Source organism: Pseudomonas brassicacearum, from assembly GCF_000585995.1.
GTDB lineage: Bacteria > Pseudomonadota > Gammaproteobacteria > Pseudomonadales > Pseudomonadaceae > Aquipseudomonas > Aquipseudomonas brassicacearum_A.
In genome coordinates this window covers 1,036,226-1,059,536 of the sequence record NZ_CP007410.1, presented here as the reverse complement: position 1 = coordinate 1,059,536, position 23,311 = coordinate 1,036,226, and the positions used below count along the sequence as shown (strand labels likewise).

Below are 23,311 nucleotides of genomic sequence, written 5' to 3'. Positions count from 1 at the left end.
ATGTACGAACAAACCCGAGGCCTTCGAGCGACCGGGCCGGACAAGCGGCCCCCGACTGGTTATCATGGCGGCGTTTCTTTGCGGACTGCCACCATGGTTGATTCTTACGACGACTCCCTCTACGAGGGTGAAAAAAGCAAATCCCAGGTCAAACGCGAGCTGCATGCTCTGGTTGACCTCGGCGAGCGCCTGACAACACTCAAGCCTGACTTGCTGGCCAAACTGCCCTTGACCGACGCCATGCGCCGGGCCCTGGCCGATGCGCCCAAGCACACCGCGAATATCGCGCGTAAACGGCACCTGCAATTCATCGGCAAACTGATGCGCGACCAGGACACTGCCGCCATTCTGGTTCTGCTCGATCAACTCGATGCCTCCACCCGACAGTACAACGAACGCTTCCATGGTCTGGAACGCTGGCGTGATCGCTTGATCGCAGGCGATGACGGCGTGCTGGAAAAATTCGTCATCGACTACCCGGAGGCCGATCGCCAGCAATTGCGCTCCCTGATTCGTCAGGCCCAGCACGAGTTGGCGCATAACAAGCCACCGGCCTCGAGCCGAAAGATCTTCAAGTACATCCGTGAGCTGGACGAAACCCAACGCGGCCTGCGCTGATCGTTCACTGGCTCACTAATCCCTTGCCGGGGTAGCAATTACCGTGGCGAGGGAGCTTGCTCCCGCTCGGTTGCGCAGCGACCGCATTGGGGCTACTGCGTAGCCCAGCGGGAGCAAGCTCCCTCGCCACGGGGCCCGTGAATATGTTCATGCGCCCGTGCCACCCACGGTAATCGCATCGATCTTCAGGGTCGGTTGACCCACGCCAACCGGCACCGATTGCCCGTCCTTGCCGCACGTCCCCACACCGCTGTCCAGCGCCAGGTCGTTACCGACCATCGACACCTTGCTCATCGCCTCCGGTCCGTTGCCGATCAGCGTCGCACCCTTGACCGGCGCGGTGATCTTGCCGTCTTCGATCAGGTAGGCCTCGCTGGTGGAGAACACGAATTTGCCGCTGGTGATGTCCACCTGGCCGCCACCGAGGTTGGCGCAATAAATGCCTTTTTTCACCGAGGCGATGATTTCCGCCGGATCGCTCTGGCCGCCCAGCATGTAGGTATTGGTCATGCGCGGCATGGGCAGGTGCGCGTAAGACTCGCGGCGACCGTTGCCGGTGCGGGCCACGCCCATCAGCCGGGCGTTGAGTTTGTCTTGCATGTAACCCTTGAGTACACCGTTCTCGATCAGCGTGGTGCACTCGGTCGGCGTGCCTTCGTCGTCGACGCTCAGGGAACCGCGGCGCCCAGCCAGGGTGCCGTCATCGACGATGGTGCAGAGTTTCGAGGCAACCATTTCACCCATGCGCCCGCTGTAGGCTGAACTGCCTTTGCGGTTGAAATCGCCTTCCAGGCCGTGGCCCACCGCTTCGTGCAGCAGCACGCCGGACCAGCCGGAACCCAGCACCACCGGCAACGTGCCAGCCGGCGCCGGGATCGCCTCGAGGTTGACCAGCGCCTGGCGCAACGCTTCGCGGGCATAGCCCATGGCGCGGTCTTCGCTGAGGAAATAGCGGTAATCGGTACGTCCGCCGCCGCCATGGCCGCCACGTTCGCGACGACCGTTCTGCTCGACGATGACGCTGACATTGAACCGCACCAGCGGCCGAACGTCCGCCGCCAGGCCGCCGTCGGTGGACGCCACCAGGATCCGTTCCCAGACACCGGCCATGCTCACCGTCACTTGCTGGATACGTGGGTCGAGGGCGCGAGTGGCGACGTCGATGCGCTTGAGCAGTTCGACCTTCTCGGCGCGGCTCATGACTTCCAGCGGGTTATCCGGTGCATACAGCTGTGTCACGTCCTGGCTGCTGAAGGCCTGGACCGTGCCATTCTGCCCGGCCCGGGAAATCGAACGAGCGGCGCGAGCTGCAGCGCCGAGGGCCTCCAGCGTAATGGCGTTACTGTAGGCGAAGCCGGTTTTTTCCCCGGACTGGGCCCGCACACCCACGCCTTGGTCAAGGTTGAAGCTGCCTTCCTTGACGATGCCGTCTTCCAGCGACCAGGACTCGGAGATCTGCCCCTGGAAATACAGGTCGGCCGCATCGATGCCCGGGCCGGCCAGGTCGCCCAGCACGCCTTGCAGGCTCTCCAGGGTGACGCCGCCGGGGGCTAAAAGGTGTTCACTGACTGAGGATAACAACCCGCTCATATGTTTTACGCCTTGAATTCGTCGTCTTGGACAGGTCGCGGTGAAGCGCCCTGCGAGAAAAAGCGCCGATGGCTGGCCACCGGCATGCGCGCCCGGATGGACGCCTGTTCGCTGCTGTCGCGTTCGGCCAGCAGCACGGCCTCGCCTTGATCCTGGTGCGCCAGCACACGGCCCCACGGATCGACAATCGCGGCGTGGCCAAAGGTTTCCCGTGGCCCTGGGTGCATCCCGCCCTGGGCGGCCGCCAGCACATAACACTGGGTCTCGATGGCCCGGGCGCGAATCAGCACCTCCCAATGGGCGGCGCCGGTCACCGCAGTGAATGCCGAGGGCACCGTGATCAGCTCGGCGCCGGCCGCACGCAATTCGCTGTACAGCTCCGGGAAACGCACGTCATAGCACACCGTCAGGCCAACCTTCCCTACGGGTGTATCGGCGACCACCACCTGGCTGCCATAAGCATAGTCATCAGACTCGCGATAGCGCCCGCGATTGTCCGCCACGTCCACATCGAACAGGTGCAGCTTGTCGTAGCGCGCCACGATCTGGCCCTGGTCGTCGATCAACAACGAACAGGCATGGACCTTGCCCTCGGGCCGGTCCACCGGCGGCAACGGCAAGGTACCGGCCACAATCCATAACTTGAGGTCGCGGGCGGCCTGTTTCAACCAGGGCAGGATCGGGCCCTGACCAAAGGCTTCGGCGCGACCGATGTCACCGATGTCCCGCCGGCCCATGGCCGCGAAGTTCTCAGGCAGCACCACCAGCCTGGCCCCGCCGGCGGCCGCCTGCTCCAGCAGCGCACGGGCACGCGCCAGGTTGGCGAGCACATCGCTCTGGCTGACCATTTGAATCACTGCGACTGGCATGGTGCCTCCATCACTTTTTTGCATAGTTCCCCCTGTGGGAGCGGGCTTGCTCGCGAAAGCGGTGTGTCTGTCACATCAATGTTGAAGGTACTGACGCTTTCGCGAGCAAGCCCGCTCCCACAAGGGGTTGGCGCCAGCCGTCAGAACGGCTTGTCAAAGGTGATCTTCGGCTCTTTCCACGGCCCCTTGACGTCGTATCTTACGCTGGCGAAACGCGCCACGCGGTCGCCGATCAATTTGTCGATCAAAAACAGTGCGCCACCCACCGCCGGCGCACCGACAATCAGAGCGGCAATTGGCAGGTTGTTGGTCACCGGCAGCGTCACCAGCAACTTGGCGTCGACCCGATCGGCCACCATGTCCAGCGTTCCGTTGAGTTCCAAGTTGCTTGACGGCCCCGTCAGGGTGATGGGTTCACGGGTGACGTAGATGCCATCGCTCGCCACCAGCAGCCCCTTGACCCGGTCGTAGCTCAAACCCTTGCCGAACAAGTCGGAGAAGTCCAGGCGCAAGCGCCGGCCGATGGAGTTGAAATTCAGCAGTCCGAAGACCCGCAATGCCTGGGCACTGCCTTCAACCTCGACGAACTGGCCCTTGCTCAGCGACGCATCGAGACTGCCGGAAAAACGTTTGGTCGCGACCCACGCAGGCGAGCCCGGCCAGCGACCATCGACATCCATGTGGAACTCCTGGCTGGTCACGCTCGGGGCATAGCCCCAGCCCTTGAGCACGTCTGCCAGGTTCTTGCCACCGATGCGGCCCTTGTACCAGCTGCTGGTGGAACCGGGCGCGCCCTCCCAGGCGCCGTTGCCCTGCAACACCATGCCCTTGAGGCCCAGGTCCAGATTGTTCAGCGCGATACCCTTGCCTGTCGGACGCACCTTCAACGACCAGGCACCGATCAGGTCCGGGCCTTGGAACAACTGGTCGATGGCGATATCCATCGCCGCAATTGCAGTGGGATCGACCGACGCCAGCGGGTCCGGTGCGTTTTCGTCGGCCTGAACCGTCGGGTCCACGGCCGGCAGGCGGACATAGTCAAGCTTGATACCAATCGGAGCGGCTTTGGCGTCTGGCAAGCTGACGCTGCCCTTGGCCTGCTGGCTATCGAGCCGCAAGCCCCAGGCGTCCGGCTTACGATCAAGCTGCACGGAAGCCTGGTCCAGGGTCGTACCCATTGCCGTGAGCTTGCCGATTTTCAGATCGGCACCGCTGAGCAACTGCTTGGCGCTGCCGCCCGGGTCCTGGCCGGCGTACTTGCTCACCAGTGTTTGCCAGGGGCCGACGTCCAGTTCCGAAAGCGTCCCGCGCAATCGCAGGCCCTTGGCACCTGGCAAGACAGCATCGCCATCCCCCAGCAGCAACTCGCCGCGACCGTCGGCGAACTTCCCGCCCGGCGCCGCGTAAGTGAAGCTGGCCAGGTCGCCATAGTCGACCCAGTAACGGCGCTCCGGCCCTTGCAGGGTCATGCGAAACACCGTGTCGCGCCCCACATCGGCGGCCATGCCGAAGGGCGCCGGCAGGTCCACCGCCACGCCCTTGAGGCTGGAGTTGACCGACAACTGGCTGTCGGCACCGTCGAGGATCACTTGCAACTGATAGGGAATCACCCCGGACACGGGCAGCGGCTGGGTGACGTTCAGCCAGTTGGTGAGCTTCTTGATCTCCACCTGCCCGGCCGCGGTGACCCGGGTATTGAGCGCACCGGCGCGGCCTTCGGCAAAAATCTGCGCCGTGACAGGACGGTCGAAGGCCCGAGCCGTAATGCCCTTGCCGCTGAGTCCTTTGTTGCTGTCGAAACGGAAGTCGCCTTTGAGCTGAGTCAGCTCCAGCGCCGGTTCGCTGAGTTTGAGCCGGGCCTTGTCGGTGACGAAATCCACCAGGATCTTCGGCTGCTCGCCTTTGACCAGCGGGATATCGAGCTTCACGCTGCCCTGCAGATCCCCCTCTCCCTCCCAGCCGGCGAACGTCTCGGCGGTGCCAATCGGCGCCGTCTGGAGGATTTTCAGACCGTCTCCCAAACCACCGGCGAAGCCGCCGTCCAGCAGCAGATGAGAACTCTGCCCGCTCGGTACATGGGGAATATTCACTGCAACGTCCTTGACCTGGGTGCCCAGCAATTGCCCTTGGCTGGCATAGATGCGCACGCCGCTGTCTTCGACAAAAACATCGCCACTGACTTTGCTGACCGAAGGCCAGCCCGGCTGGAACGCCAGTTCGGCGTCGTGCACCTTGAAAAACAGGCTGATACTGCGAGCCGCATCCTCGGCACCGTGGTTCAGCGAGCCCTGATACTGGAAAAAGCCCTCATCCACCGCGCCCTTGACGATTGCCGTGCGCAGCCACTCATCCAGCGCCGGGCTCAGGACCGCAGGCAGATACTTGGCGGTGTAGCGCCCATCACCGTCCACCAGTCCGACCCGCAGGTCCATGTAGTCTTCCTGGCTGTGATCGAAATGCAGGCGGATCAGGAAATCGCCGGCAATCCGGCCCTCCTCGCCCAGCACCTTGAGATACGGCGCGATGAGGGTGAAACCTTGTTTGTCCAGCTTCCAGGTCAGTCGGGCGTTGGCCTGCAGATATTGCCAGGGCTTGGCGAAGATCGGGTCCAGGTGCAGGGAAAAATCCTTGCTGTCCATGCGCAGCTCGCCGCCGCCCAGGTCGCCGCTCAGGCTGCCCGATACGTTGCGCGCAGCCGGCGCACCGCGATAGGCATCGAACCCCACCGTGTCCAGATTCGTGGCAAAGCTGATTTTTTGATCACCGCTGTTTTGCGGTCGATAGTCCACCAGCACGTTGCGCAGGCCGCCCGTCACCTTGAGATGGTCGATGGTCGTGGCGACGCCTTCGGGCAGCGGCGCCAGGGCATTGAGCAAGGGCGTCAGCGGGGTCAAGTCGAGGCGATCGGCCTGTAAGTGCCAGCGCTCTTCAGCCGTCTCGGTAGCATCGCTCTGTTGCAGTTGCAGGCGCGTTTCCCAGCGCGTCTCGCCGAGGCTCATCGCCAGGGAGTCGAACGTCGCGGTGAACCCTTGGCTACCCCGCTGGAAATAACCGTTGAGGGCCAGGTTGTGGATCTGCACCGGCTTGCGCTCGGCATAGGCGCCCTGGAGTTGCGGCGCGTTCAATCGCATGGCCGCGCTTTGCACCGTGCCGTCACCCCAGCTCAACCAGAATTCACCGCCGGCCTTGATCTGGGAAAAATGCCATTGCTGGGTCAGGCGTTTCGGCAACCATTGGGCCCAGTCGCTTTGCGGCAGGCTCAGGTAAGCATCAGCTTGGCCGTTCTTCCAATCGCTGGCACGGATGCGCGTGCGCAGGTTGATCGCCACGGGCTGGCCGTCGGGCAGGGTCAGGCGTGCGTCCAGGCGCTGGCGAGTGACGCCGGTGCGCAGGCTCAGGCCGACGTAGGTCAGGGTCAACGGTGGCTGATCAAGGGGTTGCAAGGTCACCTGGCTGTCGAGCACCGACAACCGGGAAACCACCTGCATGCGATCAAGCAATTGCTGCGGATCGAGGGGCTGGTCGTCCTGCACCGGCAAGCCTTCCAGGGCCCATTTGCCGTCGGCACCCTCCTTGAGGCTGATTTTCAGCCCGCTGAGCTCCAGGTGAGCAATCCGCACCTGGCGCGCCAACAGGCTGGCCCACAGGTCTGGCACGGCCCGCACCTGATCCAGGTGCAAGGCATTGGGGCCCTCGCCGACCACCACGTCGCGCGCCGCCAGAATCGGCGCCAACGCGCTCCAGCTGCCCTCGAGGCTGCCGATGTGCACGGGCATGCCCAAGGCCTCGCCGGCCCGGGCCTGGACCTCGGCGCGGTATTCGGCCACCAGCGGGACCAACTCCCGACCAAGGCTGACGTATAAGGCCAGCAGCACCAGGAGGAGCGCGCACAGGCCCAGCCCCCAGCGGGTCAGCGCGGCCAAAATGCGTGTCAGACGCTCCATGTCAGTGGGCTCCCCTGGCAAAGAAAATCAAATCCGCGGGCCCGCCGCTTCCCAAGCCCTTCAGAGCAACACCACGTCGTATTGTTCCTGGGAATACATGGTTTCCACCTGGAAGCGAATCGTACGGCCGATAAAGGCCTCCAGCTCGGCGACATTGCCTGACTCTTCATCGAGCAGGCGGTCCACCACTTTCTGGTTCGCCAACACTCTATAGCCGGTAGCCTGGTAAGCGCGCGCCTCCCGGAGAATTTCCCGGAAGATTTCGTAACACACGGTTTCGGGGGTCTTGAGCTTGCCCCGGCCCTGGCAACTGCTGCATGGCTCGCACAGCACTTGCTCAAGGCTTTCGCGGGTGCGCTTGCGGGTCATCTGCACCAGGCCCAGCTCGGTGATGCCGATGATGTTGGTCTTGGCGTGGTCCCGCTCCAGTTGTTTTTCCAGGGTCCGCAACACCTGGCGCTGGTGCTCTTCATGCTCCATGTCGATGAAGTCGATGATGATGATCCCGCCCAGGTTGCGCAGGCGCAGTTGGCGGGCAATGGCCGTGGCCGCTTCCAGGTTGGTCTTGAAGATGGTTTCTTCGAGGTTGCGATGGCCGACGAACGCCCCGGTGTTGACGTCGATGGTGCTCATGGCCTCGGCCGGATCGACCACCAGGTAACCGCCGGATTTGAGCGGCACCTTGCGTTCAAGGGCTTTCTGGATTTCGTCCTCGACGCCGTACAGGTCGAAAATCGGCCGCTCGCCTGGGTAATGCTCAAGGCGATCGGCGATTTCCGGCATCAGCTCGGCGACGAACTGAGTGGTCTTCTGGAAAGTTTCCCGGGAGTCGATGCGGATTTTCTCGATCTTGGGGCTGACCAGGTCCCGCAGCGTGCGCAGTGCCAGGCCCAGGTCTTCGTAGATCACGCTGGGGGTGGCGATGGTCTTGATTTGTGCGGCGATCTGGTCCCAGAGCCTTCGCAGGTAACGGATGTCCATGAGGATCTCATCAGCCCCGGCCCCTTCGGCCGCCGTGCGCAGGATGAAACCACCGGCTTCCTTGATGCCTTCTTTTTCCACGCAATCGCTGACCACCTGCTTGAGGCGCTCGCGTTCGGCTTCATCTTCGATTTTCAGGGAAATGCCGACATGGGCGGTGCGCGGCATGTACACCAGGTAACGCGATGGAATCGACAGCTGCGTGGTCAGGCGCGCGCCCTTGGAACCGATGGGGTCCTTGGTGACCTGCACCACCAGGCTCTGGCCTTCATGGACCAGCGCGCTGATGCTCTCCACGGCCGGCCCTTCGCGCATGGAAATTTCCGAGGCATGAATGAACGCTGCGCGGTCCAGGCCGATGTCGACGAAGGCCGCCTGCATGCCCGGCAACACCCGCACCACCTTGCCCTTGTAGATATTGCCGACGATGCCACGCTTTTGCGTACGCTCGACGTGGACCTCTTGCAGCACACCGTTTTCAACCACCGCCACGCGTGATTCCATCGGCGTGATGTTGATCAGGATCTCTTCACTCATGGCAGGGTCTCGTTCAGGCGTGTTCACGATTATGGCCGCATCAAGTCAGACGGCGCTCAGCGCGCGTTCAAGGTTTGCCAACAGGGTATGCCGAAATGGCCCAGGAGTTCTGCGGTTTCGCACAGCGGCAGGCCAACCACCGCCGAATAACTGCCTTCAAGCCCGGCGACAAATACCGCGCCCAGCCCCTGGATGCCATAGCCACCGGCCTTGTCCCGGGGTTCACCGCTGGCCCAGTAGGCAAGCGCTTGCTGTTCAGTGATGCAACGAAAACGCACCCGGCTGCGCACGACGCGGGATTCGCAACGCTGCCCGTCCAGGATCGCAATGGCGGTCAACACTTCATGGTCGCGGTTGGACAGGCTCAAGAGCATGGCCAGGGAGTCGGCCTGGTCCAGTGGTTTGCCGAGAATCCTTCCGTCCAGCACCACGGCCGTGTCGGCCCCCAACACACAGCCATCCACGCCGGCCGGCATGGCGCGCCGCCCGGCCTCGGCCTTGCCGCGCGCCAAACGCTCGACATAGGCCGAAGGGGTTTCGTGATCCAGGGGTGTTTCATCGATGTCCGCGCTGATGGCGGTAAAAGGCACGCCGATCTGCGTGAGGAGCTCACGTCGACGCGGTGAGCCGGAGGCGAGGTAAAGCGGTTTCATCAAGACATTCTCCCTATCAAGGCCAATGCCTGACCGAATCAGTTGATTTTGAAACGCAGGCGCAGGCCACGTAAACCGAAGCTGACCCACGGCCAGAGCAAGGCGCTGACCAGGGCCGGCAGCACCAGCGCCAGGGTCGGCTGACGATTGCCGGTGAGCGCGCTGAGCCACAATTGCACCAGTTGCGCCAGGCCGAAAATCACCAGGATCACCAGGCATTGTTGCCACATGGGGAACATCCGCAAGCGCTGTTGCAGCGACAGCACCAGAAACGTGATCAGCGTCAGGATCAGCGCGTTCTGCCCCAGCAACGTGCCATAGAGCACGTCCTCGGCCAGGCCCAGGCACCAGGCGGTGACCATGCCGACCTTGTGCGGCAACGCCAGTGCCCAGAATGCCAGCAGCAGCGCCAGCCACAGCGGCCGCAGGATTTCCATGAACTGCGGCAGCGGCGACACGCTGAGCAACAGGCCGATGGCGAAGGTCAGCCAGACCATCCAACCGTTACCGGATTGAGTACTGCTCATTCTTCTCGTGCTCCCCTGGTGGCTGGCGCGGCGGCCGGCGTGGAGACAGGTGGTTTGGCTGCGGGCCGGGCCGGCTGAGACGCCGGCGCTTGGTTGGCCGACCTGGGCGGTTTCGCAGCAGGCGCGGCCGGGGTAGCCGGGGCGGGCGCTGGCGTTGTTGCCGGAGCTGCCGGGGCCGGTGCGGCCGCTTGCGGCTTGGGTACGATTGCAGGGACAGGCGCCGGGGCAGCCGGGGCAGCCGACTCGCCGCCTTGCCGGTCCTGGGCTTCCTGGGCCGCCGCGGCTTCGTTGGCGCGCTCCTCGGGCGTCCGGGTGTCGCTGAACACCAGCAGCAGATAACGACTGCGGTTCAACGCGGCCGTCGGCACCGCGCGCACGATAGCGAATGGCTGGCCGGAGTCATGGATGACTTCCTTGACCGTCGCCACCGGATAACCGGCCGGAAAGCGCTGGCCGAGGCCGGAGCTGACCAGCAGGTCGCCTTCCTTGATGTCCGCGGTGTCGGCCACATGCCGCAGTTCCAGGCGCTCCGGGTTGCCGGTGCCGCTGGCAATCGCCCGCAAGCCGTTGCGATTGACCTGCACGGGAATGCTGTGGGTGGTGTCGGTCAGCAGCAGCACCCGGGAGGTGTAGGGCATCAGCTCCACCACCTGGCCCATCAGGCCCCGGGCGTCGAGCACCGGCTGACCGAGGACCACACCGTCGCGCTCACCCTTGTTGATGATGATGCGGTGGGTGAAGGGGTTGGGGTCCATGCCGATCAACTCGGCCACTTCGACCTTCTCGTTGACCAGCGCAGAAGAGTTGAGCAACTCACGCAGCCGAACGTTCTGCTCGGTGAGGGCCGCGAGCTTCTGCATGCGCCCCTGCAACAGCAGGTTCTCGGTCTTGAGTTTTTCGTTTTCAGCGACCAGTTCGGTCCGGCTGCCAAACTGGCTGGCCACACCTTGCCACAACCGCTGCGGCAGGTCGGTGATCCAGTAGGACTCCATCAACACCAGCGACATCTGGCTGCGCACGGGCTTGAGCAGCGTGAAACGGGCATCGACCACCATCAGCGCAACCGATAGCACGGTCAGCACCAACAGGCGCACACCCAATGAGGGGCCTTTGGCGAAAAGCGGTTTAATAGGCCGCTCCTCCCAGGCAAATGTTCTCTTTATTCATACGGCATCAAACCGGCCTGGATACGAATGACAGAAGATAAACGCCAACGGGCAGCACTGCAAAGTGCTGCCCGGGAGCGAACAACATAGACCATCCCAGCAAGACTTATTCGCTGGAGAGCAGATCCATGGTGTGCTTGTCCATCATTTCCAATGCACGGCCACCGCCGCGGGCAACGCAGGTCAGCGGGTCTTCGGCAACGATCACCGGCAGGCCGGTTTCCTGGGCCAGCAACTTGTCGAGGTCACGCAACAGCGCGCCACCACCGGTCAGCACCAGGCCACGCTCGGCGATGTCCGACGCCAGTTCCGGCGGCGATTGCTCCAGGGCGCTCTTGACCGCCTGCACGATGGTCGCCAGCGACTCTTGGAGCGCTTCGAGCACTTCGTTGGAGTTGAGGGTGAAGGCCCGTGGAACGCCTTCGGCCAGGTTGCGGCCGCGCACGTCGACTTCACGCACTTCGCCGCCCGGGTAGGCCGTGCCGATTTCCTGCTTGATGCGCTCGGCGGTGGACTCGCCGATCAGGCTGCCGTAGTTGCGACGCACGTAGGTGATGATCGCTTCGTCGAAACGGTCGCCGCCCACACGTACGGATTCGGCATAGACCACACCGTTCAGGGAGATCAGGGCGATTTCAGTGGTACCCCCACCGATGTCGACGACCATCGAACCGCGTGCTTCTTCGACCGGCAGGCCGGCACCGATGGCAGCGGCCATCGGTTCTTCGATCAGGAACACTTCACGGGCACCGGCACCAAGGGCCGATTCACGGATGGCGCGACGCTCCACCTGGGTGGATTTGCATGGAACGCAGATCAGCACACGAGGGCTGGGCTGCAGGAAGCTGTTTTCATGAACCTTGTTGATGAAGTACTGCAGCATCTTTTCGCAGACGCTGAAGTCGGCGATCACGCCGTCTTTCATCGGACGAATGGCGGCAATGTTGCCCGGCGTACGGCCCAGCATGCGCTTGGCTTCCGTGCCGACAGCCACGACGCTCTTCTGGTTACCGTGGGTACGGATGGCCACGACCGAGGGTTCATTCAGGACGATACCGCGCTCGCGCACGTAAATAAGGGTGTTGGCAGTGCCCAGGTCAATGGAAAGATCGCTGGAAAACATGCCACGCAGTTTCTTGAACATGGGAAAGGGACCCTAGGCAACGCGTGGGTAAAAAAGTGCGGCAAACTCTAACAACGACAGGGATTTTGGGCAAGGCGCCAATATGTTAAATTGGCCGCTTTTCTGTGCACCAAACCCCACAATCGCGGCCGTAAGGCCGTAGAAATGCGGTAGTGTTCCGACAATCTAACACACGGACAGACTGCGTCCGTTTTGTTTTCCACTGGAGAATCCCATGGCGCTTGAACGCTCCGACGTGGAAAAAATCGCTCATCTGGCCTGTCTGGGCCTTAATGAAGCCGATCTTCCACACATTACTTCTGCCCTGAACAGCATTCTGGGGCTGGTCGACGAGATGCAGGCGGTCAATACCGACGGTATCGAACCACTGGCTCACCCACTGGAAGCCAGCCAGCGCCTGCGCGCCGACGTCGTGACCGAGTCCAATCACCGCGAGGCCTACCAGTCCATCGCACCAGCGGTCGAAAACGGCCTGTACCTGGTTCCGAAAGTCATCGACTAAAGGGAAAGAGCCTCTCATGCATCACATGACCCTGGCCGAGATCGCCCGCGGACTCGCCGATAAAAAGTTTTCTTCCGAAGAGCTGACCCAGGTTTTGCTGGCGCGTATCGCCCAGCTCGACCCACAGCTCAACAGTTTCATCAGCCTCACCCCGGAGCTGGCCCTGAGCCAGGCCAAGGCCGCCGACGCCCGTCGCGCCAACGGTGAGAACGGCGCCCTGCTCGGCGCACCGATTGCTCACAAGGATCTGTTCTGCACCCAGGGCATCCGCACCAGCTGCGGCTCGAAGATGCTCGACAACTTCAAGGCCCCGTACGACGCCACCGTGGTCGCCAAACTGGCCGCCGCCGGCGCCGTGACCCTGGGCAAGACCAACATGGACGAATTCGCCATGGGTTCGGCCAACGAGTCGAGCTACTACGGCGCGGTGAAGAATCCGTGGAACCTGGAACACGTACCGGGCGGTTCGTCCGGCGGTTCCGCCGCCGCCGTGGCCGCGCGCCTGTTGCCAGCCGCCACCGCCACCGACACCGGTGGTTCGATTCGCCAGCCGGCGGCGTTCACCAACCTCACCGGCCTCAAGCCCACCTACGGCCGCGTCTCGCGCTGGGGCATGATCGCCTACGCCTCTAGCCTCGACCAGGGTGGCCCGCTGGCCCGCACCGCCGAAGACTGCGCGATCCTGCTGCAAGGCATGGCCGGCTTCGACCCGAACGATTCCACCAGCATCGATGAACCGGTGCCGGACTACAGCGCCAGCCTCAACGGCTCACTGCAGGGCCTGCGCATCGGCGTGCCGAAGGAATACTTCGGCGCCGGTCTCGACCCGCGCATCGCCGACCTGATCCACAACAGCATCAAGGAACTGGAAAAGCTCGGCGCGGTGGTCAAGGAAATCAGCCTGCCGAACATGCAGCACGCGATTCCCGCGTACTACGTGATCGCTCCAGCGGAGGCGTCCTCGAACCTGTCGCGTTTCGACGGCGTGCGCTTCGGCCATCGCTGCGAGAACCCGGAAAACCTGATCGACCTGTACAAGCGCTCCCGTGGCGAAGGCTTCGGCGCCGAAGTGCAGCGCCGGATCATGGTCGGTGCCTACGCGTTGTCCGCCGGCTACTACGATGCCTACTACCTCAAGGCGCAGAAAATCCGGCGCCTGGTGAAGAACGATTTCATGGCCGCCTTCAATGAGGTCGACATCATCCTCGGCCCGACCACGCCGAACCCGGCCTGGAAACTCGGCGCCAAGAACAGCGACCCGGTCGCTGCGTATCTGGAAGACGTCTACACCATCACCGCCAACCTCGCCGGCTTGCCGGGCCTGTCCATGCCGGCCGGTTTCGTCGATGGCCTGCCGGTAGGTGTACAGTTGCTCGCGCCGTACTTCCAGGAAGGCCGCCTGCTCAATGTGGCGCACCAGTACCAGCAGAACACTGACTGGCACACCCGCACCCCAACCGGCTTCTGAGGAGAAACACATGCAATGGGAAGTCGTGATCGGGCTGGAGATACACACCCAGCTCACCACCCGGTCGAAAATCTTTTCCGGTAGCTCCACCACCTTTGGCTCCGAGCCCAACACCCAGGCCAGCCTGGTCGACCTGGGCATGCCCGGCGTGCTGCCGGTGCTCAACGCCGAAGCCGTGCGTATGGCGGTGATGTTCGGCCTGGCGATCGACGCCGAGATCGGTCAGCACAACGTGTTCGCCCGCAAGAACTACTTCTACCCGGACCTGCCCAAGGGCTACCAGATCAGCCAGATGGAGCTGCCGATTGTCGGCAAGGGCCACCTGGACATCGCCCTGGAAGACGGCACGGTCAAGCGCGTCGGCATCACCCGTGCGCACCTGGAGGAAGACGCCGGCAAGAGCCTGCACGAAGAGTTCAACGGTGCCACCGGCATCGACCTGAACCGTGCTGGCACGCCGCTGCTGGAAATCGTCTCCGAACCGGACATGCGCAGCGCCAAGGAAGCCGTGGCCTACGTCAAGGCGATCCATGCGCTGGTGCGCTACCTGGGCATCTGCGACGGCAACATGGCCGAAGGCTCGCTGCGCTGCGACTGCAACGTGTCGATCCGGCCCAAGGGCCAGGTCGAGTTCGGCACCCGCTGCGAGATCAAGAACGTCAACTCGTTCCGCTTCATCGAGAAAGCGATCAACAGCGAGATCCAGCGCCAGATCGAACTGATCGAAGACGGTGGCAAGGTCATCCAGCAGACCCGCCTGTACGACCCGAACAAGGACGAAACCCGTCCGATGCGCAGCAAGGAAGAAGCCAACGACTACCGTTACTTCCCCGATCCGGACCTGCTGCCGGTGGTCATCGAGAATTCGTTCCTCAATGACGTGCGCGCCACCCTCCCGGAACTGCCGCCGCAAAAACGCGAGCGCTTCCAGGCGCAGTTCGGGCTGTCGAGCTATGACGCCAACGTCCTGGCCACCAGCCGCGAGCAGGCCGATTACTTCGAGAAAGTCGTGAGCATCGGCGGCGACGCCAAGCTGGCGGCCAACTGGGTGATGGTCGAATTGGGCAGCCTGCTGAACAAGCAGGGCCTGGAAATCGACGAATCGCCGGTCTCGGCCGAGCAACTGGGCGGCATGCTGCTGCGGATCAAGGACAACACCATTTCCGGCAAGATCGCCAAGATGGTGTTCGAAGCCATGGCCAATGGTGAAGGCAGCGCCGACGAGATCATCGAGAAGCGCGGCTTGAAGCAAGTCACCGACAGCGGCGCGATCAGTGCCGTGCTCGATGAAATGCTCGCGGCCAACGCCGAGCAGGTCGAACAATACCGTGCGGCAGACGAAGCCAAACGCGGCAAGATGTTCGGCTTTTTCGTCGGCCAGGCCATGAAAGCCTCCAAGGGCAAGGCCAACCCGCAACAGGTCAACGAACTGCTCAAAAGCAAGCTCGAAGGTTGATGACCATGGAGCCAGTCTTTCAGCCTGGCTCAATTCCCTGTGGCGAGGGAGCTTGCTCCCGCTGGGCTGCGCAGCAGCCCCCTGTATCTGGCAGCAGATTGTTGGGGGCCGCTTCGCGCCCCAGCGGGAGCAAGCTCCCTCGCCACAATGCATTCCACAACCACATTGATGTGGGAACCCTCTACATGAAGCGTCTCCTCGGCGCCTGCGCCCTGCTGTCCCTGCTGGCCGGTTGCGCCAGCCAGAGCGGGACGGTCGACCCACACGGCTACGACCAGACCGGCGTCGCCTCTTATTACGGTGCCAGGCACCATGGCAAGCGCACCGCCAGTGGCGAGCGTTTCGACCAACACAGCCTGACCGCCGCCCACCGCCAGTTGCCGTTCGGCACACGGGTGAAAATCACCAACCTGGGCAACAATAACAGTGTCGTGGTCCGCATCAACGACCGTGGCCCATACTCCCGTGGTCGTTTGATCGACGTATCCCGCGAAGCCGCCGAGCAACTGGGCATGTTGCGCAAAGGCACCGCACGGGTACGCGTGCAAGCCCTCGACGATTGATAGACGGAGCCCGGCCATTTCCCTACTCACCGCCCTACCGCTGCTCAGCCTGATCGAATTACTCGGCGGCCTGCTGTTGCTAATCACCGGCGCCGAGCTGCTGGTGCGCGCCGCCGTGGGCCTGTCGGCACGTTTGCAGGTACGGCCACTCATCATCGGCCTGAGCGTTGTCGCCTTCGGCAGCAGCGCACCGCAAATGGCGGTCAGCCTGCAGGCGACCCTGGCGCAGAACGCTGACATCGCGGTGGGCAGCGTGATCGGCAGCAGCATCTTCAACATCCTCGTCACCCTCGGGTTGTCGGCACTGATCATTCCGCTGCGCGTCTCGCGCCAGTTGGTGCGCCTGGACATCCCGCTGATGATCGGCGCCGCCCTGCTGGTGTTCGTGCTGGCCTGGAACGAGGAACTGACGCGACTGGACGGTGTGCTGCTGCTCATCGCCCTGGCGGTATACCTGGGCCTGTTGCTGCGCCAATCACGGCACTCGGGACGACCGCATCCGGTGGGCGTCGACGTGGCCCAGGTGTCCTGGTTCAAGAGCCTGTCGATGATCGTGCTGGGCCTGGCGATGCTGATTTTTGCCGGGCACCTGCTGCTGGGCGCGGCGGTAGAAGTGGCGACGGATCTCGGGCTTTCAGAACGCGTCATCGGCCTGACCATCGTCGCCATCAGCACCTCGTTGCCGGAACTCGCCACCTCGCTGATCGCCGCCCTGCGGGGCCAACGGGACATCGCGGTGGGCAACGTCATCGGCAGCAACCTGTTCAACCTGCTGGGCGTGCTGGGGGTGACGGCCCTCGTCGCGCCAACGCCTCTCTCGGTCTCGCCCAACGCCCTGGATTTCGACCTGCCGGTCATGCTCGGCGTGGCCGTGCTGTGCCTGCCGGTGTTTTATTCCGGCTATCGCGTCACCCGCGCCGAAGGCCTGCTGTTTTTGGGCTTGTACCTGGCCTACGGGCTGCACGTGATGTCGTTCACCACCGGCATGCCCTTGGCCGGCCAGCTGGAACGGCTGATGCTGTTTTACGTGCTGCCGGCCCTGCTCGCGTTTTTGCTGTTCACCTCCTTGCGCGCCTGGCGCCGCCAACATCACAAGAGGGATTTGCCATGACCGACACTCCAAAGACCGGCCTGGACATGCGTCGCCAGGTCATGGGCGACGCATTCGTCGACCGCGCCCTGGGCAATGCCACGGAATTCACCCAGCCGCTGCAGGACTTCGTCAACGAACATGCCTGGGGCAGTGTCTGGCAGCGCGAGGGGTTGCCGCTGAAGACCCGCAGCCTGATCACCCTCGCCGCCCTCACCGCCCTCAAGTGCCCGCAGGAACTCAAAGGCCATGTGCGCGGTGCGCTGAACAATGGCTGCACGGTGGAAGAAATTCGCGAGGCGTTGCTGCATTGCGCGGTGTATGCCGGGGTGCCGGCGGCGATCGATGCGTTTCGGGCGGCGCAGGAAGTGATCGATAGCTATCAAAAACCGGAGTGACCGTTAGATCGCTATCGCGAGCAAGCTCGCTCCCACAGGGGTGTATGGGAAATTTGAATGCACCTGCAGACCACTGTGGGAGCGAGCTTGCTCGCGATTGGACCTCAAGAACACCACAAGCCCAAGTCTAGATCCACCCACCCCACTGCAACACAAAAATCCCCAGGTTGGTGGTAATCGCCGCCATCAACGTGGTGATGACGATGATCGCCGCGGCCAGTTCATGGTTGCCATCGGCCGCCCGGGCCATGACGTAACTGGCGGCGGCGGTGGGGCTGCCGAAGTACAGGAACAGGATGCCCAACTCCGCACCGCGAAAGCCCCAGAGCCAGGCACCGAGGGTGGTCAGCAGCGGCAGGCCGACCATTTTCACCAGGCTCGAACTCAGGGCCATCTTGCCGCTCTTGCGCAACGCCGCCAGCGACAGCGTGCCGCCGATGCAGATCAGCGCCAGGGGCAAGGTCATTTGCGACAGGTATTTGGCCGAGGTCTCGAACCAGTTCGGCAGGCCGATCTGCCAATAGGCGAACGGCGCGGCGACGATCACGCTGATGATCAGCGGGTTGCTGACCACGCTTTTGCAGATGCTCCACGGATCGGACTTGATCACCGGGCTGTAGACCGCCAGCACGATGGTCGACAAGGTGTTGTAGAACAGGATCACCAGCGCCGCGAGGATCGCCCCCAGGGAAATCCCGTAGTCGCCGTACATACTCGCCGCCAACGCCAGGCCAATCACGCCGTTGTTGCCGCGAAACGCACCCTGGGTATAGATGCCGCGATCCTCCCGCGGGCAACGCCAGATCGACCAGCCCCAGGCCATGGAAAAACTCACCAGAGTGGCGATGGAGAAGTAGATCAGCAGGTCTGGCTGCAACGCCGCATGCAGGTCGGCATGGAGGATGCCGAGGAACAGCAGCGCCGGCATGGTGACGTTGAACACCAGGGACGAGGCGATGTGGATGAAGTTGTCGTTGATCCAATAGATGCGCTTGAGCAACACCCCCAGAAACAGCATGGCAAACACCGGCGCGGTGATGTTCAGGGTTTCGAGGAAAATTGCCAGCATGCCGGGGACCTTGAGAGGGATGTCGTTAGGTGGCTAATGATAAGCCACTCGCGACATTGGCGTCTGGTGAAGTGCTATCGCGAGCAGGCTCGCTCCTACATTTGTTCTTTGGTGAACGCAAAAATCCACATTCACCCCCACATCCCCTGTGGGAGCGGGCTTGCTCGCGAAGGCGTCGGCTCATCCAACATCAATGCTAGCTGAACCACCGCATTCGCGAGCAAGCCCGCTCCCACACTGGGTCTCCAACGATCACGAAATCATCAGGTAATCGGCGCCGGGTTGAACAACGTGATGTCGTTGTACAGCTTGTGCCGCTCGGCCCAGGTCTGCTTCTTGCCGCTGGCCACGTCCAGGTAGTAGTGGAACAGCTCCCAGCCCAGCTCCTCGATGGTTGCCCGTCCGGTGGCGATGCGGCCGGCGTCGATGTCGATCAGGTCCGGCCAGCGCTGGGCCAGTTCGGTGCGGGTCGAGACCTTCACCACCGGGGCCATGGCCAAGCCGTACGGCGTACCCCGGCCGGTGGTGAAGACGTGAAGGTTCATCCCCGCCGCCAGTTGCAAGGTGCCGCAGACGAAATCGCTGGCCGGTGTGGCGCAGAAGATCAAGCCCTTTTGCTTGAAGCGCTCGCCCGGGCCGAGCACGCCATTGATCGCGCTGCTGCCGGACTTGACGATCGAGCCCAGGGATTTTTCGACGATGTTCGACAAGCCGCCCTTCTTGTTGCCCGGCGTGGTGTTGGCACTGCGATCGGCTTCGCCCTTGGCCAGGTAACGGTCGTACCAGTCCATTTCGCGCACCAGTTCCTGGGCGACTTCCTGGGTTTGCGCCCGGGAGGTCAGCAGGTAAATCGCATCGCGCACTTCGGTGACTTCGGAAAACATCACCGTCGCCCCCGCCCGCAGCAACAGGTCCGAGGCGTAGCCCAGCGCCGGGTTGGCGGTGATGCCGGAGAACGCATCACTGCCGCCGCACTGCATGCCCAGGATCAGTTCCGACGCGGGTACGGTTTCGCGGCGGCGCTGGTCGAGTTTCTTCAGGCGGGTCTCGGCCAGTTCCATGATCTGTTCGATCATTTCGGTGAAGCCGTGACTGGAATCCTGCAAGCGATACAACCACGGTTCGCTGAGGTCCACCGAACTGTCGTTTTCGTGCATCACCTGCCCGGCCTGCAATTTCTCGCAGCCCAGGCTGATCACCAACGCTTCGCCACCCAGGTTCGGATTGCGCGCCAGGTTGCGCACGGTGCGAATCGGGATGTACGCATCGGTGGCGGTGATCGCCACACCACAGCCGTAGCTGTGGGTCAGCGCCACCACGTCATCGACGTTCGGGTACTTGGGCAGCAATTCATCCTTGATGCGCTTGACCGCGTGGTCCAGTACCCCGGTCACGCACTGCACCGTGGTGGTGATACCGAGGATATTGCGCGTACCGACGGTGCCGTCGGCGTTGCGATAGCCCTCGAAGGTGTAGCCCTCCAGCGGCGCATCGGCCACCGGCACATCGGTAGACAGCGGCAAGCTGTCCAGCGGCGGCGCGGTGGGCATGCGCAGCTGGTCTTCCTTGACCCAACTGCCACGGGGGATCGGTTGCAACGCATAGCCAATGACCTGGCCGTAGCGAATCACCTCGCCGCCCTCGGGAATATCTTCCAGGGTGACCTTGTGGCTCTGGGGTACAAAGTCCACGGTAACCAGGCCGTCCGGGAACTCGGTCCCGGCCGGTACGCCTTGGTCATTGACGACGATCACCACATTGTCCCGCTCGTGCAGGCGGATGTAACGCGGCGAATCGGCATGTTCAATCAGTTGCATTGACGCCGCTCCTTCAGGATTTCGCTTCAGACAGACTGGAGATGCCGGCATCCTTGGCCGTCGGTTCCTTGAGTACCACACGCTTGATCGGCCCAACGATGACCAGGTAGCTGAACACCGCCACCAACGCGTTGCACCCGACGAACACCAGTGCCCACTTGAACGAACCGGTGGCGCTGATGATGTAGCCGATGACGATCGGCGTCGTGATCGACGCCAGGTTACCAAAGGTGTTGAACAAGCCACCGCTCAAACCGGCGATCTGTTTTGGCGAGGTGTCGGACACCACGGCCCAGCCCAGTGCGCCCACGCCTTTACCGAAGAAGGCCAGGGCCATGAAGCCCACCACCATCCATTCGATGTCCACGTAGTTGCAGGCCACGATGCTGCTGGACACCAGCAGGCCGGCGATGATCGGCGCTTTGCGAGCGAAGGTCAGCGAGTGGCCCTTGCGCAGCAGGTAGTCGGAAATCACCCCGCCCAGGACGCCACCGATAAAACCGCAGATCGCCGGCAAGGACGCGATGAAACCAGCCTTGAGGATGGTCATGCCGCGTTCCTGCACCAGGTACACCGGGAACCAGGTCAGGAAGAAGTAAGTGATGCCGTTGATGCAGTATTGACCCAGGTAAACGCCGAGCATCATGCGGTTGGTCAGCAGTTGGCGGATGTAATCCCACTTCGGACCATCGGCTTTCTTGTCCTTGCCCTTGTCCTGGTCCATGTCGACCATCGCGCCGTTGGCGGCGATGTGATTGAACTCGGCTTCGTTGATCATCGGGTGCTGGCGCGGACTGTGGATCACTTTCAACCAGATCAGCGAGAACACGATGCCGATCACGCCCATCACGATGAACACATGCTGCCAGCCGAAGCGGTAGACGATCCAACCCATCAGCGGCGCGAACAGCACCGTGGCGAAGTACTGCGCCGAGTTGAAGATCGCCGAGGCGGTGCCGCGTTCAGCGGTGGGGAACCAGGCGGCGACGATCCGTGCGTTGCCCGGGAAGGACGGCGCTTCGGCCAGCCCGACCATAAAGCGCAGCATGAACAGCGCAACCACGGCCGTGGACAGGCCGAACTCACCGACATAGCCTTGCAGCACGGTGAACAGCGACCAGGTGAAAATGCTCAAGGCATAGATTTTCTTCGACCCGAAACGGTCGAGCAGCCAGCCGCCAGGAATCTGCCCGGCCACGTAGGCCCAGCCGAAAGCGGAGAAGATATAACCGAGGGTAACGGCATCGATGCCGAGGTCTTTCTGCAGGCTGGAGCCTGCGATAGCGATGGTGGCACGGTCGGCATAGTTGATCGTCGTCACCAGAAACAGCATGAGCAGGATCAAATAGCGGACGTGTGTCGGCTTGGTCGCTTGCATGTAGAGGTACTCCCACTATTTATTTTTATGCGGGTCAGCAGATTGTGACGCCAGGGCTGGATCACCGGCCCTGGCGGTGTCGCACTTACGAGCCGATGTAAGAAGTTTTAACCACGGTGTAGAACTCTTGCGCGTAGCGACCTTGCTCACGCGAACCATAGGACGAACCTTTGCGCCCGCCGAACGGCACGTGGTAATCCACGCCGGCGGTCGGCAGGTTGACCATCACCATGCCCGCCTGGGAATGGCGCTTGAAGTGGTTGGCATACTTCAGCGATGTGGTGGCGATACCGGCGGACAGACCGAATTCAGTGTCGTTGGCCATCGCCAGCGCCGCTTCGTAATCAGCCACGCGCACGACGTTGGCCACCGGGCCGAAGATCTCTTCGCGGCTGATGCGCATCGACGCTTCGCTGTCGGCGAACAGGGTCGGCGCCAGGAAGTAACCTTCGGTATCGCACGTCACCAAGCCACCACCGCTCACCAGCCGTGCACCTTCGCTCTGGCCAATGTCGATGTACTTCAAGTCCTGGCTGAGCTGGGCTTCGGAAACCACCGGGCCGATATCAGTGCCGGACTTCAAGGCATGACCGACCTTGATCGACTGCATGCGCTCAGCCATGGCCTCGACAAACTTGTCGTGAATGCCAGCGGTGACGATCAGTCGGCTCGAGGCCGTGCAACGCTGGCCGGTGGAGTAGAACGCACTCTGCACGGCCAGTTCGACGGCCTGCTTGAGATCGGCATCGTCGAGGATGATCTGCGGGTTCTTGCCGCCCATCTCCAGTTGCACCTTGGCCTGGCGCGACACACAGTTGACGGCGATCTGGCGGCCCACGCCCACGGAACCGGTGAAGCTGATGCCGTCGACTTTCGGGCTGTTGACCAGGACTTCACCGACCACACGGCCGCTGCCCATCACCAGGTTGAACGCACCAGCCGGGAAACCGGCGCGGGAAATGATTTCCGCCAGGGCCCAGGCACAACCCGGCACCAGCTCGGCGGGCTTGATCACCACGCAGTTGCCATAGGCCAGGGCCGGGGCGATTTTCCAGGCGGGGATGGCGATCGGGAAGTTCCACGGGGTGATCAGGCCGACCACACCCAGGGCTTCGCGGGTGACTTCGACGTTGACGCCCGGACGCACCGACGGCACGTAATCGCCGGACAGGCGCAGGCACTCACCGGCGAAGAACTTGAAAATGTTACCGGCGCGGGTCACTTCGCCGATGGCTTCGGGCAGGGTCTTGCCCTCTTCCCGCGCCAGCAATTGGCCGAGTTCTTCACGGCGGGCGAGGATCTCGCTGCCGACTTTGTCCAGCGAATCGTGACGGGCCTGAATGCCCGAGGTCGACCAGGCCGGGAATGCGGCGCGGGCGGCTTCGATGGCGGCATTGACTTGCGCTGCGTCAGCCTTGGCGTATTCACCGATGACATCGGACAGGTCAGACGGGTTGATGTTGGTGCAATAGTCGGCACCGGCCACCCACTGACCGTTGATGTAGTTATCGAAACGCTTTGCATCTGCCACGGAGCTACTC

At 62.8% G+C, this 23,311-nt stretch carries 19 protein-coding genes and 1 pseudogene; 8 read left to right on the top strand and 12 right to left on the bottom strand.

The annotated features are described in order from the left end of the window. The first annotated feature begins 93 nt into the window (after positions 1 to 93). Positions 94 to 618, top strand: a complete 525-nt coding sequence (yjgA, locus tag CD58_RS04380; RefSeq protein ID WP_025211846.1) for a ribosome biogenesis factor YjgA — start codon at positions 94 to 96, stop codon at positions 616 to 618. Between the two features lie 147 nt (positions 619 to 765). Here yjgA and tldD read toward each other — a convergent pair whose 3' ends face one another. The 8 genes from tldD to mreB form a co-directional block, all read right to left on the bottom strand. Beyond that, positions 766 to 2,208 (bottom strand): metalloprotease TldD, encoded by a 1,443-nt coding sequence (tldD, locus tag CD58_RS04375; RefSeq protein ID WP_025211845.1) that lies wholly within the window; start codon positions 2,206 to 2,208, stop codon positions 766 to 768. Positions 2,209 to 2,213: 5 nt separating this feature from the next. Further along, positions 2,214 to 3,077, bottom strand: coding sequence for a carbon-nitrogen hydrolase family protein (locus tag CD58_RS04370; RefSeq protein ID WP_025211844.1), 864 nt, complete (start codon positions 3,075 to 3,077; stop codon positions 2,214 to 2,216). A 140-nt stretch (positions 3,078 to 3,217) separates the two neighbouring features. Then, the gene (locus CD58_RS04365; RefSeq protein WP_025211843.1) at positions 3,218 to 7,021 is read right to left on the bottom strand and encodes a YhdP family protein; all 3,804 of its coding nucleotides are present in this window, start codon (positions 7,019 to 7,021) and stop codon (positions 3,218 to 3,220) included. 60 nt (positions 7,022 to 7,081) lie between these two features. Beyond that, positions 7,082 to 8,539 carry a ribonuclease G gene (rng, locus tag CD58_RS04360; protein WP_025211842.1) on the bottom strand — a complete coding sequence of 486 codons (1,458 nt, stop codon included), beginning with the start codon at positions 8,537 to 8,539 and terminating at the stop codon, positions 7,082 to 7,084. A 56-nt stretch (positions 8,540 to 8,595) separates the two neighbouring features. Further along, positions 8,596 to 9,192: a Maf family protein gene (locus CD58_RS04355; RefSeq protein WP_025211841.1), complete on the bottom strand. Its 597-nt coding sequence runs from the start codon at positions 9,190 to 9,192 to the stop codon at positions 8,596 to 8,598. Between the two features lie 38 nt (positions 9,193 to 9,230). Beyond that, a complete protein-coding gene (gene mreD / locus CD58_RS04350; RefSeq protein WP_003197820.1) occupies positions 9,231 to 9,719 on the bottom strand; it encodes a rod shape-determining protein MreD in 489 nt (162 codons plus the stop codon). Next, positions 9,716 to 10,849: a rod shape-determining protein MreC gene (gene mreC, locus CD58_RS04345; protein WP_080712505.1), complete on the bottom strand. Its 1,134-nt coding sequence runs from the start codon at positions 10,847 to 10,849 to the stop codon at positions 9,716 to 9,718. Before mreC ends, mreD begins: the two co-directional genes overlap by 4 nt. 142 nt (positions 10,850 to 10,991) lie before the next feature. Then, positions 10,992 to 12,029, bottom strand: coding sequence for a rod shape-determining protein MreB (gene mreB, locus CD58_RS04340; RefSeq protein ID WP_002555108.1), 1,038 nt, complete (start codon positions 12,027 to 12,029; stop codon positions 10,992 to 10,994). Positions 12,030 to 12,243: 214 nt separating this feature from the next. Between mreB and gatC the strand changes: the two genes are divergently transcribed. From gatC to CD58_RS04310, 6 genes are all read left to right on the top strand, one after another. Then, positions 12,244 to 12,531: an Asp-tRNA(Asn)/Glu-tRNA(Gln) amidotransferase subunit GatC gene (gene gatC, locus CD58_RS04335; protein ID WP_003197816.1), complete on the top strand. Its 288-nt coding sequence runs from the start codon at positions 12,244 to 12,246 to the stop codon at positions 12,529 to 12,531. A 16-nt stretch (positions 12,532 to 12,547) separates the two neighbouring features. Continuing rightward, positions 12,548 to 13,999, top strand: coding sequence for an Asp-tRNA(Asn)/Glu-tRNA(Gln) amidotransferase subunit GatA (gene gatA / locus CD58_RS04330; RefSeq protein ID WP_025211839.1), 1,452 nt, complete (start codon positions 12,548 to 12,550; stop codon positions 13,997 to 13,999). Between the two features lie 10 nt (positions 14,000 to 14,009). Beyond that, the gene (gene gatB / locus CD58_RS04325; protein ID WP_025211838.1) at positions 14,010 to 15,455 is read left to right on the top strand and encodes an Asp-tRNA(Asn)/Glu-tRNA(Gln) amidotransferase subunit GatB; all 1,446 of its coding nucleotides are present in this window, start codon (positions 14,010 to 14,012) and stop codon (positions 15,453 to 15,455) included. A 185-nt stretch (positions 15,456 to 15,640) separates the two neighbouring features. Next, positions 15,641 to 16,018 carry a septal ring lytic transglycosylase RlpA family protein gene (locus CD58_RS04320; RefSeq protein ID WP_025211837.1) on the top strand — a complete coding sequence of 126 codons (378 nt, stop codon included), beginning with the start codon at positions 15,641 to 15,643 and terminating at the stop codon, positions 16,016 to 16,018. A gap of 49 nt (positions 16,019 to 16,067) precedes the next feature. Then, on the top strand, positions 16,068 to 17,129 hold the full coding sequence (locus CD58_RS04315) for a calcium/sodium antiporter (protein WP_025211836.1): 1,062 nt from the start codon (positions 16,068 to 16,070) through the stop codon (positions 17,127 to 17,129). Then, on the top strand, positions 17,126 to 17,506 hold the full coding sequence (locus tag CD58_RS04310) for a carboxymuconolactone decarboxylase family protein (RefSeq protein WP_025211835.1): 381 nt from the start codon (positions 17,126 to 17,128) through the stop codon (positions 17,504 to 17,506). Before CD58_RS04315 ends, CD58_RS04310 begins: the two co-directional genes overlap by 4 nt. Positions 17,507 to 17,633: 127 nt before the next feature. Here CD58_RS04310 and CD58_RS04305 read toward each other — a convergent pair whose 3' ends face one another. After that, positions 17,634 to 18,575 carry an AEC family transporter gene (locus CD58_RS04305; RefSeq protein ID WP_025211834.1) on the bottom strand — a complete coding sequence of 314 codons (942 nt, stop codon included), beginning with the start codon at positions 18,573 to 18,575 and terminating at the stop codon, positions 17,634 to 17,636. A gap of 148 nt (positions 18,576 to 18,723) precedes the next feature. Between CD58_RS04305 and CD58_RS31775 the strand changes: the two are divergent. Continuing rightward, positions 18,724 to 18,810, top strand: a pseudogene (locus tag CD58_RS31775) (metal ABC transporter ATP-binding protein); the annotation flags it as partial. A 28-nt stretch (positions 18,811 to 18,838) separates the two neighbouring features. Here CD58_RS31775 and garD read toward each other — a convergent pair. From garD to CD58_RS04290, 3 genes are all read right to left on the bottom strand, one after another. After that, positions 18,839 to 20,392 (bottom strand): galactarate dehydratase, encoded by a 1,554-nt coding sequence (gene garD, locus CD58_RS04300; RefSeq protein WP_025211833.1) that lies wholly within the window; start codon positions 20,390 to 20,392, stop codon positions 18,839 to 18,841. Between the two features lie 13 nt (positions 20,393 to 20,405). Next, a complete protein-coding gene (locus tag CD58_RS04295) occupies positions 20,406 to 21,770 on the bottom strand; it encodes an MFS transporter (protein WP_025211832.1) in 1,365 nt (454 codons plus the stop codon). 85 nt (positions 21,771 to 21,855) lie between these two features. Next, positions 21,856 to 23,301, bottom strand: coding sequence for an aldehyde dehydrogenase family protein (locus tag CD58_RS04290; RefSeq protein ID WP_025211831.1), 1,446 nt, complete (start codon positions 23,299 to 23,301; stop codon positions 21,856 to 21,858). Between the last annotated feature and the right edge of the window lie 10 nt (positions 23,302 to 23,311).

Coding starts and splice junctions, on each gene's coding strand:
- yjgA (WP_025211846.1), top strand. CDS start 94: ATGGTTGATTCTTACGACGACTCCCTCTACGAGGGTGAAAAAAGCAAA.
- tldD (WP_025211845.1), bottom strand. CDS start 2,208: ATGAGCGGGTTGTTATCCTCAGTCAGTGAACACCTTTTAGCCCCCGGC.
- CD58_RS04370 (WP_025211844.1), bottom strand. CDS start 3,077: ATGCCAGTCGCAGTGATTCAAATGGTCAGCCAGAGCGATGTGCTCGCC.
- CD58_RS04365 (WP_025211843.1), bottom strand. CDS start 7,021: ATGGAGCGTCTGACACGCATTTTGGCCGCGCTGACCCGCTGGGGGCTG.
- rng (WP_025211842.1), bottom strand. CDS start 8,539: ATGAGTGAAGAGATCCTGATCAACATCACGCCGATGGAATCACGCGTG.
- CD58_RS04355 (WP_025211841.1), bottom strand. CDS start 9,192: ATGAAACCGCTTTACCTCGCCTCCGGCTCACCGCGTCGACGTGAGCTC.
- mreD (WP_003197820.1), bottom strand. CDS start 9,719: ATGAGCAGTACTCAATCCGGTAACGGTTGGATGGTCTGGCTGACCTTC.
- mreB (WP_002555108.1), bottom strand. CDS start 12,029: ATGTTCAAGAAACTGCGTGGCATGTTTTCCAGCGATCTTTCCATTGAC.
- gatC (WP_003197816.1), top strand. CDS start 12,244: ATGGCGCTTGAACGCTCCGACGTGGAAAAAATCGCTCATCTGGCCTGT.
- gatA (WP_025211839.1), top strand. CDS start 12,548: ATGCATCACATGACCCTGGCCGAGATCGCCCGCGGACTCGCCGATAAA.
- gatB (WP_025211838.1), top strand. CDS start 14,010: ATGCAATGGGAAGTCGTGATCGGGCTGGAGATACACACCCAGCTCACC.
- CD58_RS04320 (WP_025211837.1), top strand. CDS start 15,641: ATGAAGCGTCTCCTCGGCGCCTGCGCCCTGCTGTCCCTGCTGGCCGGT.
- CD58_RS04310 (WP_025211835.1), top strand. CDS start 17,126: ATGACCGACACTCCAAAGACCGGCCTGGACATGCGTCGCCAGGTCATG.
- CD58_RS04305 (WP_025211834.1), bottom strand. CDS start 18,575: ATGCTGGCAATTTTCCTCGAAACCCTGAACATCACCGCGCCGGTGTTT.
- garD (WP_025211833.1), bottom strand. CDS start 20,392: ATGCAACTGATTGAACATGCCGATTCGCCGCGTTACATCCGCCTGCAC.
- CD58_RS04295 (WP_025211832.1), bottom strand. CDS start 21,770: ATGCAAGCGACCAAGCCGACACACGTCCGCTATTTGATCCTGCTCATG.